Below are 17751 nucleotides of genomic sequence, written 5' to 3' on the forward strand. Positions count from 1 at the left end.
AAGGACCGGCCGGCGGGGCGGCGGCCGGACCGGGGCCGGGCCGTGCCCCGGCCGGCGGACCCGCGGTGGCGGGCGACGCGGGACGAGGCTGAAGGGATCCGACCGGGTCGACCCGGCCGGTGGCCCCGAAACCCCAGTCGAGCAAGGCGCGCGCCTCCTCGTACACGGCGAACCGGCCGCCCTCCTGGGGGTCCATCACGGTGACGACGAGGGTGTGGCCGCCCCGGCGCGCGGCGGCGACGAGGGTGCTGCCGGCCTGGGAGGTGGAGCCGTTCTTGATGCCGATGAGCCCGGGGTAGGCCGCGACCCCGTCGGCACCGGTCAGCAGCCGGTTGGTGTTCTCGATCTCGTACGCCCAGCCGTCGCCGGGGAACTTCGCGCGGACGGTGGCGCAGTAGCGGACGAAGTCCGTGTTGCGCAGCCCCGCGCGCCCGAAGACGGCCAGGTCGTACGCGGACGACACCTGCCCGGGCATGTCGTAGCCGTCGGGGGAGACGACCCGGGTGTCATGGGCGCCCAGGGACCGGGCCTTGGCCTGCATCTGGGCGGCCGTGGCGTGCCAGCCGCCGTTCATCTCGGCGAGTACGTGGACGGCGTCGTTGCCGGAGTTGAGGAAGACGCCCCGCCACAGGTCGGACGCCCGGTAGGTACGTCCCGCGCGGACTCCGACCAGGCTGCTGCCGGGGCCGATGTCCGCCAGGTCCGCCTCGGTGACGGTGTGCCGGACGGCCGGAGGCAGCACCGGGAGCACGGTCAGCGCGAAGAGGGCCTTCAGGGTGCTGGCGGGCGGCAGCGCGAGGTGCGCGTTGTGTGCCGCGAGTACGTCGCCGGTGTCGGCGTCGGCCACCAGCCATGACCGGGCGGACATCTCCCGCGGCACGCCGGGCGCTCCGGCCCGGAGCCGCACCTGTGTCCCGGGACGGTCCAGGGTCGCGTGCGTCGCGTGCGTCGAGGGCGTCGCGGGCTGGGAGGGCAGTGAGGGCGGAGAGGACGATGAGGGAGGCGCGGGCGGCGGATTGGCGGTGCTCGGTGTGGGCCCGGTGTGTGCGCTGCCCGTTCCGACACGGGACCCGGTGGCGGTCGTGTGCGCCCCGCCGAGGGCCGCGACCGGTCCCGGCACGAGGGCGAGCGCCCCGACGACGCAGAGGGCGGAGCAGGAGACGGCCGTGCGGGCAGGGAGTCGGATGGTCATACCGCAAACGTAGGAACGCGCAGGTCGCAAGGCGAACCGCCTCGGCCGAACGGAGCTGTCGAACACCCGGATGCCGCAGCGGACGCCGACACACGGCAGGTGTTCCGGGTCGCCTACTGACTGCCCGGCACCGTCTGCTGGACCTGCCTGAGGAAGGCAGCGTTGTCCGGGGTCTGCCGCATCCGCTCCAGCAGGGTCTCCAGACCGGCCTGGCCGTCGCCGCGGGAGTGCAGGGCGCGCCGCAGCCCTCGTACGGCCGTCAACTCGGCCGCCGGGATGAGGAGTTCCTCACGGCGGGTGCCGGACGGGGTGATGTCGACGGCGGGGAAGACACGCCGGGACGCGAGGGTGCGGTCCAGCCGCAGCTCCATGTTGCCGGTGCTCTTGAGCTCCTCGAAGTAGTAGTCGTCGGCACGGGAGCCGGTGTCCACGAGGGCCGTGGCGATGATGGTGAGCGAGCCGCCCTCCTCGGCGAGACGCGCGGCGCCGAAGAGCCGCTTGGGCCCCTGGAGCGACGCCGCGTCGACACCGCCGCTGAGGGTGCGGCCACCCGCGGCGGCAGCGTTGTTGTGCGCCCGGCACAGCCGGGTGAGCGAGTCGAGCAGGATCACGACGTCCTGGCCCGCCTCGACGAGCCGCTTGGCCCGCTCGACGGCCAGCTCCGCGAGCGCGATGTGCTGCTTCGGGCTCTGGTCGAAGGTGGAGGCGAACACCTCGCCGCGGACGGACCGGCGCATGTCGGTCACCTCCTCGGGACGCTCGTCGAGGAGCACCACCATCAGGTGGGCCTCGGGGTGGTTGCCGGCCACGGCGGCGGCCAGTTGCTGGAGCAGCACGGTCTTGCCGGTCTTGGGCGGGGCGACGATCAGTCCGCGCTGGCCCTTGCCGATCGGCGCGACCAGGTCGACCAGGCGGGTGGTCAGACCGCCCGCGGGGTGTTCGAGGCGCAGCCGCTGACGCGGGTGCAGCGGGGTCAGGTCACGGAAGTGCGGCCGGCCGCGTGCCTCGTCGGCGGGGCGGCCGTTGATCCGTTCGATCTCGGTGAGGGCGCGCTGCCGGCCGCGCGGTCCTTCGACGCGGTCGCCCTTGCGCAGGCCGTACCGGCGGATCAGGGAGGCGGGGACCAGCAGGTCGGCTGCTGAGGGGAGCAGGTTCTCGGCGCGCAGATGGCCCTGCCCGTTCGAGGTGATGTCGAGTACGCCGGCGGCCTGCTCCTGGTCTGTGACGGGAGTGGGCGGGCGTTCGAGTGTGGTGGTCATGAGGGGTGTCCTTTCGCGGACGGAGTCAAGTTCTCGGAGGGGTCGTGCTGTTGAGGGGGAGAGGCCGGAGCAGGGGCGGTGGCTTCACGCCCTGCGCGGCGGAACGCGTCACCTCGTGAACCGCGTACAGCGGATGAACGCCGTACGGAGGGAGGTGCTGCGAAGAAGATGCTGTGCGCCGGTCGGGAATCGACGGGCGGACCAGCGGGAGGAGAGGAGATCGGCACCGGCGCCAGAAAGCAGGCGTACACAAGTGCCGAAGCCACTGTAGCACCATCTCGTTCGGCGGTGCCGGCGTGGCCGGATCCCGGGGCGTTGACACAGGTGGTGCCTCGCGCCACGGTGGTCGGCATGGTCGATGCCGGGATCGTCGAACGGATACGGGAGTTACGGCCGCTGATCAGGCAGAACGCGCTGCGGGCCGAGCACGACCGGCGGGTGCCGGACGAGGTCGTCACCGCGCTGAGCTGCACCGGTGTGCACCGGATGAACGTCCCCGAGCGGTACGGCGGTTGCCGGACTCCGCTGCGCACCCAGGTCGACGCCTTCGCCGAGATCGCCCTCGAATGCGCCTCCACGGCCTGGGTGACACTCAGTCACGCGGGCGTCTCGTACATCGCGGCACTCTTTCCCGACGAGGCACAGGACGACTTCTTCACCGGTCCCGCCGGCCCCGATGTCAGGATCGGCGGCACGCTCGTCCCCGGCGCCACGGCGGTGCCGTACGACGGGGGCTATCGGGTGGACGGCGCCTCGGGCTTCGCGACCGGCTGTCATCACGCGGACTGGCATCTGCTGACGGCCGCGGTCGTCCGGGCCGACGGACGTCCCCAGGAGGGGCCGCCGGAGATGCTGTGGCTCGCGGTGCCGATGGCCGAGCTGGAGATCCTGGACGACTGGGACACCACAGGTCTCGCCGGTACCGGCAGCAACACGGTCGTGGCCCGGAACATTCCCGTCCCCGCGCACCGGGTGCTCCCGGTAGAGCCGATGCTCGCCGGGCGGATCCCGTCCAGGACCAACGCGGACGACCCCTTCTACCGCATGCCTGTACTGCTGCTGTTCTGCGCCTGGACGGCGGCGGTGGCGCTGGGCCTGGGGCGGGCGGCGCTGACGCAGTTCGACGAGCGCATCCACCGGCGCGGCATCACCTACACCTTCTACGAGCGGCAGAACGAGGCCACCGTCACCCATCTCCAGGCCGCCGAGGCCCGGATGAGGATCTCCGCCGCCGAACTCGTGGCCGGCCGGCTGATCACCGAGATCGAGACCAAGGCCCGTGACGGTGAGCCGTACACCCCGCGGGAGAGGGCCAGGATCCGTGCGGAGTGCGGCTACCTCACCCGGCTCTGCAAGGAGGCCGTCGATCTGCTCGCCTCGGCCGCCGGCGCCTCCTCCCTCCAGCGGTCCGTGCCCCTGCAGCGCATCGCCCGCGACATCAACGCCCTGTGTCTGCACTCCTTCGTCAACCCCGCCACCAACCTGGAGATCTACGGCCGCGTACTCTCGGGCGTCGACCCGGGCACCCCCTTCCTGTGACGGCCTCCGACTGCCGTCGACCGCAGTCAGGAGATCGCGTTGGACAGCACGGCAGCCGAACCGTCGAACAGTCCGTCGGCCAGCCCGCCGGACACCTCCGATACGCCCGGTACGGCAGATGTGGCCGGGGCGGCCGGTGCGCCGCATCGCCTGGACCCGGCCGGCGGGTGCCCGCACGCCGACAACGCGCGGCTGCTCGCACGCGGAGCCGTGGCGCCGGTCGTCCTGCCCGGCGGGGTGGACGGCGTGGCGGTCCTGGGGCACGAGGCGTTGAAGGAGTTCCTCGCCCACCCCCGAGTCGCCAAGAACGCCGGGCACTTCACCGCGCTGCGGGAGGGCCGGATCGCCCCCGGCTGGCCCCTCGCGACCTTCGCGACGGTACGGGGTATGACGACCGCCGACGGCGACGACCACCGGCGGCTGCGCTCACTGGTCAGCAAGGCGTTCACCGTCCGACGGGTCGAGGAACTGCGCCCGCGCGTCGAGGAGTTGACCGCGAGGCTGCTCGACGACCTGGAGCGGGCGGCCCGGGACGGCGGGGGAGTCGCCGATCTGCGCGCGCACTTCGCGCTGCCCCTGCCGATGGGTGTCATCTGCGAACTGCTGGGCGTGGACGCCGAGTTCCGCGACCGCCTCCACCACCTCTCCAACCAGGTCGTCGCCACCGACATCGGCCCCGAGCGCGCGCTGGCCGCCAACCGGGAACTGCTGGCCGTCCTCGGCGCGGTCGTCGAGGCCAGGACCGCCCGGCCGGGCGACGACCTCACCAGCGCGCTGATCGCCGCCCGCGACGAGGGCGGCGACCGGCTCAGCCACGAGGAACTCCTCGGCACCCTGGTGCTGATGATCATCGCCGGGCACGAGACCACGCTGAACCTGATCACCAACGCCGTACGCGCCCTGTGCGGCCACCGTGACCAGCTGGCACGCGTCCTGCGGGGCGAGGCGAGCTGGTCCGACGCCGTCGAGGAGACCCTGCGCTGGGACGCGCCGGTCAGCTACTTCCCCTTCCGCTACCCGGTCCGCGACCTGACCGTCGACGGCACCGTCATACCCGCGGGCACACCCGTCCTCGCCGGCTACTCGGCCGCGGGCCGTGACAGGGCCGCGCACGGCCCCGACGCCGACCTCTTCGACGTCAGCAGGCCCGCGGAGCCCGGCGCCACCCGGCATCTGTCCCTCGGCCACGGCGCCCACTACTGCCTGGGCGCCCCACTGGCCCGGATGGAGTCCGCCATCGCCCTGGAACGCCTGTTCACGCGCTTCCCCGGCCTCGACCTCGCCGTCCCCGAGGCGGGCCTCGCCCGGGGCGCCAGTTTCGTGGGCAACAGCGTCCAGGAACTCCCCGTACGGCTGTGACGCCGACCTGCCGGAACAGCCATGGCGGTGAATCCTGGACGGTGTGTCGATTCGCGTGGGGGCCGTTCGTCGGTGGGCGCGGGGTCTTCGGCTACCGGGGCAGTTCGAAGATCCCGTAACTGAATGCCTCCGCGGTGATCGTGCCGCCGTCGGTGACGACGCCGGAGGCTTCCAGGGCCCGGCCCGGCCGGAGGTCACCTAGTGGGCAACTCGTCGGCTCCTGGCGGGGGTTGACGACCACGAGATACCGTCCGCCGCGTACGTGCACGAAGGGGTAGCCCGCGTGCACGACCTCCACCGAGCCGTCCGGGCCGAGTTCGGGGGTGGTGGTGCGCAGGGCGATGAGACGGCGTACGAGGTGGAGGAGGGACGTGTCGTCGGCGCGCTGGGCGGCGACGGTGGGGCGGGCGGGATCGGGGTCGACCGGCAGATAGGGGTGCCCGGACGTCGAGAAACCGGCGTTCGGACCGTCGTCCCACTGCATCGGCGTACGGGAACCGGCCCGGTTGTAGGCGGGCCCGAGCACACTGCCCTCCGTGTCGGGGAGGTCCGGGATGTACCGCATACCGATCTCGTCGCCGTAGTAGATGGCGGGCAGGGTGGGCCAGGTGAGCTGGAAGACGAAGGCGACGGGGAGCTGTTCGGCCGAGCGCGGCCCGCAGTTGAGCCGCGAGAAGTCGTGGTTGGCGGTCGGCAGCGAGATGAAGCCGCTGTCGCCGAGGGCCGTCGACGCCTGCTGCCAGGCCTCGACGAAGGGCCGCGGCGAGCCCTTGCCGCTCGGGTCGAAGAAGCAGTCGAGCGGATCCCAGTCGAGGTTGACCGTCCCGGAGCCGTTGCTCCACAGCGAGCGCAGCGCGAGGCCGTCCGAGGGACCGCCGAACTGGAGGAAGAAGTCCGTGTGGAACCCCGCCGGGACGGACACCTCCGGGTCGCCCCACTCCGAGAGGATCACCGCGTCCGGGTGCGTACGGTCCAGCCAGTGGCGCAGCTCCGTCCAGATCCCGCTCGTCTCCGCCTTGTCCGGGTCGTCCTTGACGAGCGAGGCCGCCATGTCGACGCGGAAGCCCGACAGACCGAGGCCCAGCCAGTGGTCCATGATCGTGCGCAGCGCCTCCCGGTTGGCGCGCGGACCCTCCGCGTCCACCGGCTGACGCCACGGCTCGGCCGGATCCTGGCGCGCGTAACCGAAGTTGAGGGCGGGCTGGAAGGAGAAGAAGTTCGGCAGGTACGAGCCCGGCCGGCTGCCGGGGGAGGCGACGAAGCCGTCCGGGCGGCCCTCCGCGGCCCAGATGTAGCGATGGTCGTCGGGGTCGTCCGCCGACGCGGTGAACCACGGGTGCTGGTCGGAGGTGTGTCCCGCGACCAGGTCGAGCAGTACGCGAATCCCGCGACCGCGTGCCCGGTCGACGAGCTTGGCCAGGTCCTCGTTCGAGCCGTAGCGGGGGGCCACGTTCAGATAGTCCGAGACGTCGTATCCGGCGTCCCCGAAGGGCGAGGCGAAACACGGGTTCAGCCAGACGGTGTTCACCCCGAGCCAGGCCAGGTGGTCCAGCTTCTCGCAGATGCCGTCGAAGTCGCCGATCCCGTCGCCGTTCGAGTCCGCGAACGACTGCGGGTAGATCTGGTAGAAGACCGCGTCGGCCAGCCATGCGGGTGCGGGGCGGAAGGAGCTCATGGGGCGGGTACAGCCTTTCCCTGGGCGGAACGTCCTCGATGTCGAGGGTGACAGCGCCCGGGGCCGTCCGAAAGGCCGCGCCATGGCCGAAGCCCACGAGAAGCCTTCGGGAAGCTCTCGGGAAGCCCTAAGCTGATCGACGATGTTCACCCCTCAGGGCCCCACGTTCCGCGAACTCGCCGTGCAGGCGTTGTCGTCCGTCGAGCACGGCTACGACCTCCTCGCGCCGAAGTTCGACCACACTCCGTTCCGTACGCCGGACTCGTTCCTGCGGTCCGTCGCGCGGGCCCTGACGGGCATCGGCCCGTTCGGCAGCGGGCTCGACCTGTGCTGCGGCACCGGCGCGGGCATGGACGTGCTGGGGACGGTGTGCCGGGAGAGCGTCACCGGCATCGACATCAGCGCGGGCATGCTCGCCGAGGCACGACGGCGTGAACGGCCCGGCGGGCCGCCCGCCACCTGGGTTCGCGGCGACGCCCTCGCCCTGCCGTTCGGGCCGGTCTTCGACCTGGTGGTGAGCTTCGGGGCGTTCGGACACTTCCTGCCCCGCGAACTGCCGGGGCTGTTCGCGCAGGTCCACTCGGTGCTCAGGCCCGGCGGCCGGTTCGCCTTCCCGGTCACGGCGCCGGCCCGCCCCGGCTCGCCCGGCTACTGGGCCATGCTCGGCTTCGACGCGGTGATGAAGGTACGCAACGCCGTGTGGCGTCCTCCGTTCGTCATGTACTACCGGGCGTTCCGGCTCGGGGACGTGCGGCGGGAACTGGTCCGCGCGGGCTTCACCGTCGAACTGCACGCCCTGCCCGAGTTCGGCCGCAGGGATGACGGCAGCCCGCGCTGTCGCATGGTGGTGGCGACGAGGCCCGGACCAGCGGTTTAGCCCGCTCCGGGCCCCATCCGGGCCCACTCCTGGCTGGCCCCGGCCCCGCTCCCTGCGCCTTCGCGGCCCGCCGTCCCCAGCTGCCCGTCGAACTGGCGTATGAGATCCGTCAAGAGCGTGCCGAGCGGCGTATGGGAGCCGTCAACGGGCGCCGCGCGCGGTTCCTGCGGATGTTTGCTCAGGAGGTCAAGGCGGTCGGCCGGGACCTGACGCGGCGCGTCGGGGTGCCGACGACCGCACCCGCACCTCATCCAGGAGCTCACGATGGCCGATGTGGCCTTCGTCGTCGTCACGATCGCGGTCTTCGCGCTGGTGGCCCTCGTCGCCAAGGGGGTGACGAAGCTGTGACCGCCGACAACATCATCGGTCTGATCGTGGCCGTCGCCCTGCTGGGCTATCTCGTCCTCGCCCTTGTGTTCCCCGAGAGGTTCTGAGCACAACATGAGCCCCGTACTCGCCGGTATTCTCCAGTTGCTGGCACTCATAGCGGCGCTGGCACTCGTCCACCGCCCCCTCGGTGACCACATGGCCCGGGTCTACTCCTCCGACCGCCATCTGCGCGTCGAGAAGTGGATCTACAAGGGCATCGGCGCCGACCCGGACACCGGGATGCGCTGGCCCGCGTATCTGCGCGGAGTCCTCGCCTTCTCCGCCGCCGGGGTGCTCTTCCTGTACCTCCTGCAGCGGCTGCAGGGTGTGCTGCCCGGTTCGCTCGGCTTCTCCTCGATCGATCCGGACCAGGCGTTCAACACCGCCGTCTCCTTCGTGACGAACACCAACTGGCAGTCGTACTACGGCGAACAGGCCATGGGCCACGTCGTGCAGACCGCCGGCCTGGCCGTGCAGAACTTCGTCTCCGCGGCCGTCGGCATCGCGGTCGCCGTCGCCCTCGTACGAGGCTTCGCGCGCTCCCGCGGCGGCGACCTCGGCAACTTCTGGGCGGACCTCGTCCGCGGGGTCGTCCGCATCCTGATACCGCTGTCCGTGGTCGCGGCGATCGTCCTGGTCGCCTGCGGGGTGATCCAGAACTTCTCCGGCATCCACGAGGTCGGCCAATTCGTCGATGGGCACAGCTCCGGCGGCTCGCAGCAGTGGAACGGCGGCGCGGTCGCCTCCCAGGAGGCCATCAAGGAACTCGGCACCAACGGCGGCGGCTACTTCAACGCCAACAGCGCGCACCCCTTCGAGAACCCCACTCCCTTCTCGAACCTCTTCGAGATCTTCCTGCTCCTGGTCGTCCCGTTCTCGCTGACCCGCACCTTCGGCCGCATGGTCGGCAGCCTCAAGCAGGGCTACGCGATCCTCGCCACGATGGCCACCATCTGGGTCGGCTTCGTCGCCCTGATGATGTGGACCGAGTTCGCCCACCACGGCCCCGCCTTCGACCTCGCGGGCGGCGCCCTGGAGGGCAAGGAGACCCGCTTCGGCGTCGGCGCCTCGTCGATCTTCGCGGTGTCCACGACCCTGACCTCGACCGGCGCGGTGGACTCCTTCCACTCCTCGTTCACGGGCCTGGGCGGCGGCATCACGATGCTGGGCATGCAGCTCGGCGAGATCGCGCCGGGCGGCACCGGATCCGGCCTCTACGGCATGCTGATCATGGCGATCATCGCGGTGTTCATCGCCGGTCTGATGGTCGGGCGCACCCCCGAGTACCTGGGCAAGAAGATCGGCACCCGCGAGATCAAGTTCGCGGCCCTGTACATCCTCATCACCCCGGCCCTGGTCCTCGTCCTCACCGCCGCGGCCATGGCCCTGCCGACCCCCGGCAACTCCATGACCAACACCGGGGCGCACGGCTTCTCCGAGATCCTGTACGCCTACACGTCCGCCGCCAACAACAACGGCTCGGCCTTCGCGGGCCTGAACGCGGACACCCAGTGGTTCAACACCACCCTGGGTCTTGCGATGCTGCTCGGCCGGTTCCTGCCCATGGTGTTCGTCCTCGCGCTGGCCGGTTCGCTCGCCGGACAGAAGCCCGTACCCGCGACCGCGGGCACCCTGCGCACGGACAAACCGCTGTTCACCGGCCTGCTGGTGGGCGCGATCCTCATCATCACCGGTCTCACGTATTTCCCCGCGCTCGCGCTGGGTCCGCTGGCGGAGGGGCTGGCATCATGACGACACACCTACACACCGACGGCGAGACCGGTACGGACACCGGCGCACCGAGTGGACACACCGGCGGCGAAGGCCGCGTCGGCGGGGGTCTCTTCGACCCGAGGCAGCTGGTCAAGTCGCTGCCGGACGCCTTCCGCAAGCTCGACCCCCGGGTGATGGTCAAGTCCCCGGTGATGTTCGTGGTGCTGGTCGGCTCGGTCCTGACGACACTCTTCTCGTTCAAGGACCCGGGCGACTGGTTCGGCTGGACGATCAGCGCCTGGCTCTGGCTGACGGTCGTCTTCGCCAACCTGGCGGAGGCGGTGGCGGAGGGCCGCGGCAAGGCGCAGGCGGACACCCTGCGCAAGGCCAAGACCGACACGATCGCGCGCAGGCTGTCCAAGGACGGCGGCTCCGAGGAACCGGTGGCCGGCACCGAGCTGCGTATCGGCGACCGGGTCGTCTGCGAGGCCGGCGACATCATCCCCGGCGACGGTGACGTCGTCGAGGGCGTGGCTTCCGTGGACGAGTCGGCGATCACGGGGGAGTCGGCCCCGGTCATCCGTGAGTCCGGCGGCGACCGCTCGGCCGTCACCGGCGGCACGAAGGTGCTGTCCGACCGCATCGTCGTCAAGATCACCACGAAGCCCGGTGAGACCTTCATCGACCGCATGATCAGCCTGGTCGAGGGCGCCGCCCGGCAGAAGACCCCCAACGAGATCGCGCTGAACATCCTGCTGGCCTCGCTGACGATCGTCTTCCTCCTCGCGGTGGCCACCCTGCCGCCGTTCGCGGACTACGCGGGCACGCACCTCACGATGGTCGTGCTGGTGGCCCTGCTCGTCTGTCTGATCCCGACCACGATCGGCGCGCTGCTCTCGGCGATCGGCATCGCGGGCATGGACCGGCTGGTGCAGCGCAACGTCCTGGCCATGTCGGGCCGCGCGGTCGAGGCCGCCGGAGACGTGTCCACGCTGCTGCTCGACAAGACCGGCACCATCACGCTGGGCAACCGGCAGGCCGCCGAGTTCGTGCCCGTCGCCGGGGCCACCGAGGCCGAACTCGCCGACGCCGCCCAGCTCTCCTCACTGGCCGACGAGACCCCCGAGGGCCGTTCCGTCGTGATCCTGGCGAAGGAGCGCTACGGGCTGCGCGAGCGCCACCAGGGCGAGCTGGCGCACGCCGAGTGGATCACCTTCACCGCCCAGACCCGGATGTCCGGGGTCGACGTCGACGGACGCAGGGTCCGCAAGGGCGCGGCCGGGTCGGTCGTCGCCTGGGTGCGGGAGCGGGGCGGCGCGGTCGCCGAGGACGTGGCGGCCCGGTCCGACCGGATCTCCGAGGCGGGCGGCACCCCGCTGCTCGTGGCCGTCGACGACGCCGAGGGCGCCCGTGTGCTGGGCGTCATCCACCTCAAGGACGTCGTCAAGGACGGGATGCGCGAGCGGTTCGACGAACTGCGCCGCATGGGCATCAAGACCGTCATGATCACCGGCGACAACCCGCTGACGGCCAGGGCCATCGCCGAGGAGGCGGGCGTCGACGACTTCCTCGCGGAGGCCACCCCCGAGGACAAGATGGCGCTCATCAAGCGGGAGCAGGCGGGCGGCAAGCTCGTCGCGATGACGGGCGACGGTACGAACGACGCGCCCGCGCTGGCCCAGGCGGACGTGGGGGTGGCCATGAACACGGGCACCTCGGCCGCCAAGGAGGCCGGCAACATGGTCGACCTCGACTCCAACCCGACCAAACTCATCGAGATCGTCGAGATCGGCAAGCAACTGCTGATCACCCGGGGCGCGCTGACGACGTTCTCCATCGCCAACGACGTCGCCAAGTACTTCGCGATCATCCCGGCGCTGTTCGCGGCGGTCTACCCGGGCCTGGACAAGCTCAACATCATGCGGCTGTCCTCACCGGACTCCGCGATCCTCTCCGCGGTGATCTTCAACGCGCTGGTCATCATCGCCCTGGTGCCGCTCGCCCTGCGCGGAGTGCGGTACCGGCCGGTCAGCGCCGACCGGCTGCTGCGGCGCAACCTCGGGATCTACGGCCTGGGCGGACTGGTCGCGCCCTTCATCGGCATCAAGATCATCGATCTGCTCATCTCCCTCGTCCCCGGCCTGTGACTCCCCTGAAAGCGTGCTGATCGTCATGAACAACTCGGTCACGAACACCGCCCGGCTGCTGGGCGCGGGGCTGCGTGCCCTGCTGGTCCTCACCGTGGTCTGCGGGGTGCTCTACCCCCTCGCCGTGACGGGCGTCGCCCAGGCGCTCTTCCACTCGAAGGCCAACGGCTCCGAGATCACCTCGGACGGCAAGGTCGTCGGCTCCTCGCTGATCGGCCAGCAGGGCTACGGCCTCGACTACTTCCAGCCCCGGCCCGCCAACGGCCTGGGCGAGAACTCGGTCAACACCCAGTACAAGCTGATCCTCTCGGGTGCCACCAACCGCTCCGGCGACAACGCCGAACTGATCGCGTGGGTGAAGGAGGCGAAGGCGAAGGTCGTCAAGGACAACTCGACGGTCGACTACAAGGTGAGGCCCTCCCAGGTCCCCGCCGACGCGGTGACGTCCTCCGGATCCGGCCTCGACCCGGACATCTCCCCGGCGTACGCCGACCTCCAGGTGCACCGGGTCGCCGAGCGGAACGGCCTGCCGGTGGACCGGGTGCGCAAGCTCGTGGACCAGCACACCGAGGGCCGCACGCTCGGCTTCATGGGCGAGCCCCGGGTGAACGTCCTCGAACTCAACACCGCGCTCAAGGACCTCACGAAGGGCTGACACCGGGGCGGGGCGGGGGTGGCGGAGGCGGCCAGGAGGAGCCGGTCGCGGGCCGGCGGCGGGCCGGTGGCGGGCCCGAACGCCTGGTCCGGGCCGTTGTCAGTGGCCCGCGCTAGTCTGCGGACAACTGTTCGTTCTGTCCGATCTGGGAGGTTTTCATGGCTTCACGCCTCAACCCCTACATCAGCTTCGACGGCGACGCCCGGCCGGCGATGGAGTTCTACAAGGAGGTCTTCGGCGGCACGCTGAACCTCAACACCTTCGGCGAGTCCGGGGCCGCCGGCACCCCGGAGGCCGACCAGATCATGCACGGCATGCTGGAGACCCCCAGCGGCTTCACCCTCATGGGGGCCGACACCCCACCGGGCATGGAGTACTCGCCGGGCGGCAACTTCTCGGTGAGCCTCAGCGGCGACGACGAGACCGAGCTGCGCGGCTACTGGGAGAAGCTGTCCGCCGGGGGCACGGTGTCCGTCCCGCTGGAGAAGCAGATGTGGGGCGACGTCTTCGGGATGTGTACGGACCGGTTCGGCATCCCCTGGATGGTCAACATCGCCCAGGCACAGGAATAGCGCCAGGCCCTGGAGGTGGGCGGCCCCGCCGGGTCGCCCGCCCCGGTCGCCGGGCACCTGTGGGCGGAGCGGTCGCGGACCGGTGGCACACTGACCCGGTCACCGAAGGAGCCCCGTCAGTGCCCATGATCCGCAACCTCAGCAGAGTGGTCCGCCGCGCCTATCGCCGCACGGTGGACCTCAGCCATCCCGCCCGTTCCCCGCTCGGCAGCGCGGTGGAGAACTGCGTGGTCTACCGCGAGGGCGGACGGCAGCCCGGCGACTGGGCGCCGGGCGAGGCGATCCGCCGGACCCGCGAGGGCCGGGAGGGCTTCGTCTGGATCGGTCTGCACGAGCCCACCGAGGCGGAGTTCGCCGACCTCGCCGAGCTGTTCGGCCTGCATCCGCTGGCCGTCGAGGACGCGATCCACGCGCATCAGCGGCCGAAGGTCGACCGGTACGACGACACCCTGTTCGCCGTCTTCAAGACCGTCCGGTACGTCGAGCACGAGCAGCTCACCGCGACCAGCGAGGTCGTGGACACCGGCGAGGTGATGGTCTTCGTCGGCAAGGACTTCGTGATCACCGTCCGGCACGGCAGCCACGGCTCCCTCGGTCCGCTCCGGGAAGCCCTGGAGAGCCTGCCCGACCAGCTCCAGAAGGGGCCCTCGGCGGTCCTGCACGCCATCGCGGACCAGGTCGTCGACGACTACCTCGCCGTCACGGACGCTGTACAGAACGACATAGAGGCCGTCGAGACCGCGGTCTTCGCCGAGCGCACCGCACGCGGCGACGCCGGCCAGATCTACCAGCTCAAGCGCGAGCTGCTCGAACTGAAGCGCGCGGTGGTGCCCCTGCACCGGCCCCTGCAGATCCTCGCCCATGAGCCGCCGGCCGCCGTCTCCCCGGAGATACAGCCGTACTTCCGCGACGTGGCCGACCACCTGGCCCGGGCCACCGAGCAGATCAACGCCTTCGACGGGCTGCTCGACTCGATCCTCCAGGCCCATGTGGCCCAGGTGACGGTCGCCCAGAACGAGGACATGCGCAAGATCACGGCCTGGGCCGCCATCGTCGCCGTACCGACCATGATCTGCGGCGTCTACGGCATGAACTTCGACCACATGCCGGAACTGCACTGGACGTACGGCTATCCGCTGGCCCTCGGTGTCATCGCCACCCTCTGCCTCGGCATCCACCGGGGGTTCCGGCGCAACGGCTGGCTCTGAGTCCGGCCGGCGCGGGGCGGCGGGCCCGACGGGATGCCCACCGGTGCGGCGGGCATCCCGTGAGCCGCGGGGGACTCAGCTCCTGACGAAGGCCAGCAGATCGGCGTTGAAGGACTTCTCGAACTCGCCGACCAGTCCGTGCGGGGCGCCCGGGTACGTCTTGAGGGTGGCGTCCTTGACGATCTGGGCCGTCTTCGCGGCGGCGGCCCCGATGGCCACGATCTGGTCGTCCTCGCCGTGCGCGACCAGCGTGGGCACGTCGATGGCGCGCAGGTCCTCGGTGAAGTCCTGCTCGGAGAACTGCTCGACGCAGTCGTACGCGGCCTTCAGGCCGACCTGCATGCTCCACAGCCAGAAGGACCGGCGCAGACCCTCCGACACGGTGGCCCCGGGCCGGTTGAAGCCGTAGAAAGACTCGCTGAGGTCCCAGTAGAACTGCGAGCGGTCCGCCTCGACGCCGGCGCGGATGCCGTCGAACACCTCACGGGGGGTGCCCTCGGGGTTGTCCGCCGTCTTCAGCATCAGCGGCGGTACGGCGCCCAGCAGGACGACCTTGGCGACCCGCCGGGTGCCGTGGCGGCCGATGTAACGGGTCACCTCGCCGCCGCCGGTCGAGTGACCGACCAGGATCACGTTGTCGAGGTTCAGACCCTCGATGAGTTCGGCCAGGTCGTCCGCGTACCGGTCCATGTGGTTGCCCTGCCACGGCTGGTCGGAGCGGCCGTGGCCCCGCCGGTCGTGGGCGACGGCACGGAAGCCGTGGTCGGCCACCAGGCGCGCCTGCCCGTCCCAGGCGTCGGCGTTGAGCGGCCAGCCGTGGCTGAAGACGACCGGCTGACCGGTGCCCCAGTCCTTGTAGAAGAGTCCGGTGCCGTCGCTGGTGGTGAAGGTTCCCATGGGGGACGCCTCTCTTCTCGTGTCGTTGCGTGCTCAGCTCTTCACGTGTTCAGCCGGGGGAGTGGTCCGACGCCCGCTCGATCCGCGGTGCCCCGCCGGTGGACATGCTTTCGACACTAAGCTCGTACGCCGTTTCCGCAATCCGTCGTCCGGCCACGCCGGCCACGTCGGCCGGACCGGACGGGACCGGACGGGACCGCACCGGGCCGTCGGGCGTCAGAGGTCCACTTCGTCCGCCAGGCCGTTCAGCGCGAGCCGGATCGCCGCCTCCGGGCCCAGCCCGCGGCCTTCCCGCACGGCTTCGGCGAAACCGGTGTCGCCGAGGGCGGCCCGGAGGTGGCGGGCGTACTCCCGGCGGAAGACGGTCGTCTCGATGTCGCCGAGCTGGGGGAGCCCGGCCGTGTACCAGAGCCGGGTCCCCACGCCCAGGAGGCGGGCCGCCCGCTCGGGCTCGCCGGCGGCGGCCTCCGCCGCGATCAGGAGGTCGGCGACCGCCGCCGCGCCGAACCGGTCATGGACGCGCCACTTGGCCGCCAGCGCCTCGCGCGCGGACCGCAGCGCCGCCTCCGGCCGCCCGAGCCCGATCCCGGCGAGGGCGACGAAGAAGTCCCCCCAGGCCCGCATCCACAACTCCCCCCGCTTCGCGCAGTCGACGCGCAGCCGCTCCGCGACGACCGCGCACCGCTCGAACGCGCCCTGCCCGGCCAGCAGATAGGCCTGCACGGCCAGCGTCAGCAGCTGGAAGAACTCCGCGCCGCCCCCGGCCCCGGGCCCCTGGACGTTGCTGCCGTACAGCAGGGCGGAGCGCGCCGACTCGCCGCGCACCGCGAGGCTCGCTCCCGTCAACGGCAGTGCGGAGACGGGCAGTCGGCGCTCCTGCGCCAGCCACACGTATGCCGCGCTCACCGACTCGGCCGCCTCCACGTCGTCCGGTACGACGGTGACCAGCCGGTGGGCCCAGGTCGCCAGGGTGTGCCCGGGGGCGCCCTCGGGTGCCCGGCGCAGCGCCCGCTCCAGATAGCCGCGCCCCTCGTCGGCGAAGCCGCACGCGAACCAGAAGTACCAGAGCGTGCCGGTGAGTTCGAGCGCCGGTTCGGGCTCCGGCGCCGCCAGGCTCTCCTCCAGCGCGACCCGCAGGTTGGCGTGCTCCACACTCAGCCGTTCGGCCCACATGCGCTGGCCGGGGCCGAGCCACTCGGCCTCCCCCTGCCGGGCGATCCAGCGGAAGTAGTCGAGGTGACGGGCGCGTACGGCGTCCTGTTCGCCGAGGCCCTCCAGCCAGTCGGCGCCGAAGGTGCGGATGGTGTCGAGCATGCGGTAGCGCCCGGCCACGCTGTCGTGCTCGCGGGTGACGATCGACTTCTCGGTGAGGGACGCGAGCAGGGTGAGGATCTCCTCCGCGTCCAACGGGCCGCCGTGGCACACGAATTCGGCGGCCTCCACGTCCCAGCCGCCCGCGAAGACGGACAGGCGGGCCCACAGCAGCCGCTCCAGCGGGGTGCACAGCTCATGGCTCCAGCCGATCGCCGTACGCAGTGTCTGATGCCGGGCGAGCCGGGGCCGGGCGGGTGAGACGAGCAGGTCGAAACGGGAGTCGAGGCCCTGCAGCAGACGGTCGAGAGGGAAACCGCGCAGGCGGACCGCCGCCAGTTCCAGGGCGAGCGGAATGCCATCGAGCCGGGCGCAGACCGCCGCGACGGCGGCCCGGTTGGTGTCGGTCAGCGCGAACGACGGTACGGCGGCGGTGGCGCGGGCCGTGAACAGCGCCACGGCGTCGGCGTGTTCGCCGAGCGGCAGGGGTGTCACCGACAGCAGATGCTCACCGGGCACGCCCAGCGGCTGGCGGCTGGTGGCGAGGACCCGTAACTCCGGTACGTGCGCGAGGAGTTCCTGGACGACACGGCCGCACTCGGCGAGTACGTGCTCGCAGGTGTCCAGGACGAGCAGCAGGGGTCCGTCGTCGAGGTGCTCGCAGACCGCCACCAGCAGCGGGCGGAGCGTCTGCTCGGTCAGCCGGGTCGCCTCCGCCACCGCGTTCGTGAGGAGGTCCGCGTTCTGCAGATCGGAGAGTTCCACCAGCCATACTCCGCCGGGGAACGCGGCCTGTGCGGTGTGCGCGGCCCGCAGCGCCAGCCGGGACTTGCCGACGCCTCCCGGGCCGGTGAGGGTCAGGAGGCGCGTGGAGTCGAACAGCGTCCCGATCCGGGCGAGTTCGGAGTCGCGGCCGACGAACGTGTTGGACTCGGCGGGAAGGTTGCCGCTCCTGCTGCTGCGTACCGAGGCGCCCAT

14 protein-coding genes are annotated in these 17751 nt (G+C 71.3%); 9 read left to right on the forward strand and 5 right to left on the reverse strand.

The features are described from left to right. Both IE278_RS37715 and rho read right to left on the reverse strand, forming a co-directional pair. Positions 1 to 1192: D-alanyl-D-alanine carboxypeptidase family protein (locus IE278_RS37715; RefSeq protein ID WP_189779524.1), on the reverse strand; the 1192-nt coding region annotated here is incomplete at its 3' end. A gap of 113 nt (positions 1193 to 1305) precedes the next feature. Next, positions 1306 to 2451: a transcription termination factor Rho gene (gene rho / locus IE278_RS37720; RefSeq protein ID WP_189779525.1), complete on the reverse strand. Its 1146-nt coding sequence runs from the start codon at positions 2449 to 2451 to the stop codon at positions 1306 to 1308. Between the two features lie 351 nt (positions 2452 to 2802). Here rho and IE278_RS37725 point away from each other — a divergent pair, with 351 nt between their 5' ends. Further along, on the forward strand, positions 2803 to 3990 hold the full coding sequence (locus IE278_RS37725; RefSeq protein WP_189779526.1) for a flavin-dependent monooxygenase: 1188 nt from the start codon (positions 2803 to 2805) through the stop codon (positions 3988 to 3990). Between the two features lie 120 nt (positions 3991 to 4110). Then, complete coding sequence (locus IE278_RS37730) at positions 4111 to 5349, forward strand: cytochrome P450 family protein (protein ID WP_189779557.1); 1239 nt, start codon at positions 4111 to 4113, stop codon at positions 5347 to 5349. A gap of 91 nt (positions 5350 to 5440) precedes the next feature. On the opposite strand, the gene IE278_RS37735 is transcribed toward IE278_RS37730, so the two are convergent. After that, positions 5441 to 7024, reverse strand: coding sequence for an alpha-amylase family glycosyl hydrolase (locus tag IE278_RS37735; protein WP_189779527.1), 1584 nt, complete (start codon positions 7022 to 7024; stop codon positions 5441 to 5443). A 142-nt stretch (positions 7025 to 7166) separates the two neighbouring features. Here IE278_RS37735 and IE278_RS37740 point away from each other — a divergent pair, with 142 nt between their 5' ends. From IE278_RS37740 to corA, 7 genes are all read left to right on the forward strand, one after another. Beyond that, entirely contained in the window at positions 7167 to 7901 is a 735-nt protein-coding gene (locus IE278_RS37740) for a class I SAM-dependent methyltransferase (RefSeq protein WP_189779528.1), read from the forward strand. A gap of 344 nt (positions 7902 to 8245) precedes the next feature. After that, complete coding sequence (kdpF, locus tag IE278_RS37745) at positions 8246 to 8335, forward strand: K(+)-transporting ATPase subunit F (protein WP_189779529.1); 90 nt, start codon at positions 8246 to 8248, stop codon at positions 8333 to 8335. A 7-nt stretch (positions 8336 to 8342) separates the two neighbouring features. Then, the gene (gene kdpA, locus IE278_RS37750; RefSeq protein WP_189779530.1) at positions 8343 to 10022 is read left to right on the forward strand and encodes a potassium-transporting ATPase subunit KdpA; all 1680 of its coding nucleotides are present in this window, start codon (positions 8343 to 8345) and stop codon (positions 10020 to 10022) included. After that, positions 10019 to 12130 carry a potassium-transporting ATPase subunit KdpB gene (kdpB, locus tag IE278_RS37755; protein WP_189779531.1) on the forward strand — a complete coding sequence of 704 codons (2112 nt, stop codon included), beginning with the start codon at positions 10019 to 10021 and terminating at the stop codon, positions 12128 to 12130. Before kdpA ends, kdpB begins: the two co-directional genes overlap by 4 nt. A 25-nt stretch (positions 12131 to 12155) precedes the next feature. Beyond that, positions 12156 to 12785, forward strand: coding sequence for a potassium-transporting ATPase subunit C (locus IE278_RS37760; RefSeq protein ID WP_189779558.1), 630 nt, complete (start codon positions 12156 to 12158; stop codon positions 12783 to 12785). A 158-nt stretch (positions 12786 to 12943) separates the two neighbouring features. Beyond that, positions 12944 to 13357, forward strand: coding sequence for a VOC family protein (locus tag IE278_RS37765; protein ID WP_189779532.1), 414 nt, complete (start codon positions 12944 to 12946; stop codon positions 13355 to 13357). A gap of 125 nt (positions 13358 to 13482) precedes the next feature. Continuing rightward, the gene (corA, locus tag IE278_RS37770; protein ID WP_189779533.1) at positions 13483 to 14565 is read left to right on the forward strand and encodes a magnesium/cobalt transporter CorA; all 1083 of its coding nucleotides are present in this window, start codon (positions 13483 to 13485) and stop codon (positions 14563 to 14565) included. Positions 14566 to 14640: 75 nt separating this feature from the next. Here the strand turns inward: corA and IE278_RS37775 are convergent, their stop codons facing one another. Together IE278_RS37775 and IE278_RS37780 are read right to left on the reverse strand one after the other, a co-directional pair. Further along, on the reverse strand, positions 14641 to 15462 hold the full coding sequence (locus tag IE278_RS37775; protein ID WP_189779534.1) for an alpha/beta fold hydrolase: 822 nt from the start codon (positions 15460 to 15462) through the stop codon (positions 14641 to 14643). A gap of 216 nt (positions 15463 to 15678) precedes the next feature. Then, positions 15679 to 17751, reverse strand: coding sequence for an ATP-binding protein (locus IE278_RS37780; RefSeq protein WP_189779535.1), 2073 nt, complete (start codon positions 17749 to 17751; stop codon positions 15679 to 15681).

Origin of the sequence: Streptomyces tauricus, assembly GCF_014650955.1 — a bacterium.
GTDB classification, from domain to species: Bacteria; Actinomycetota; Actinomycetes; order Streptomycetales; family Streptomycetaceae; genus Streptomyces; species Streptomyces tauricus.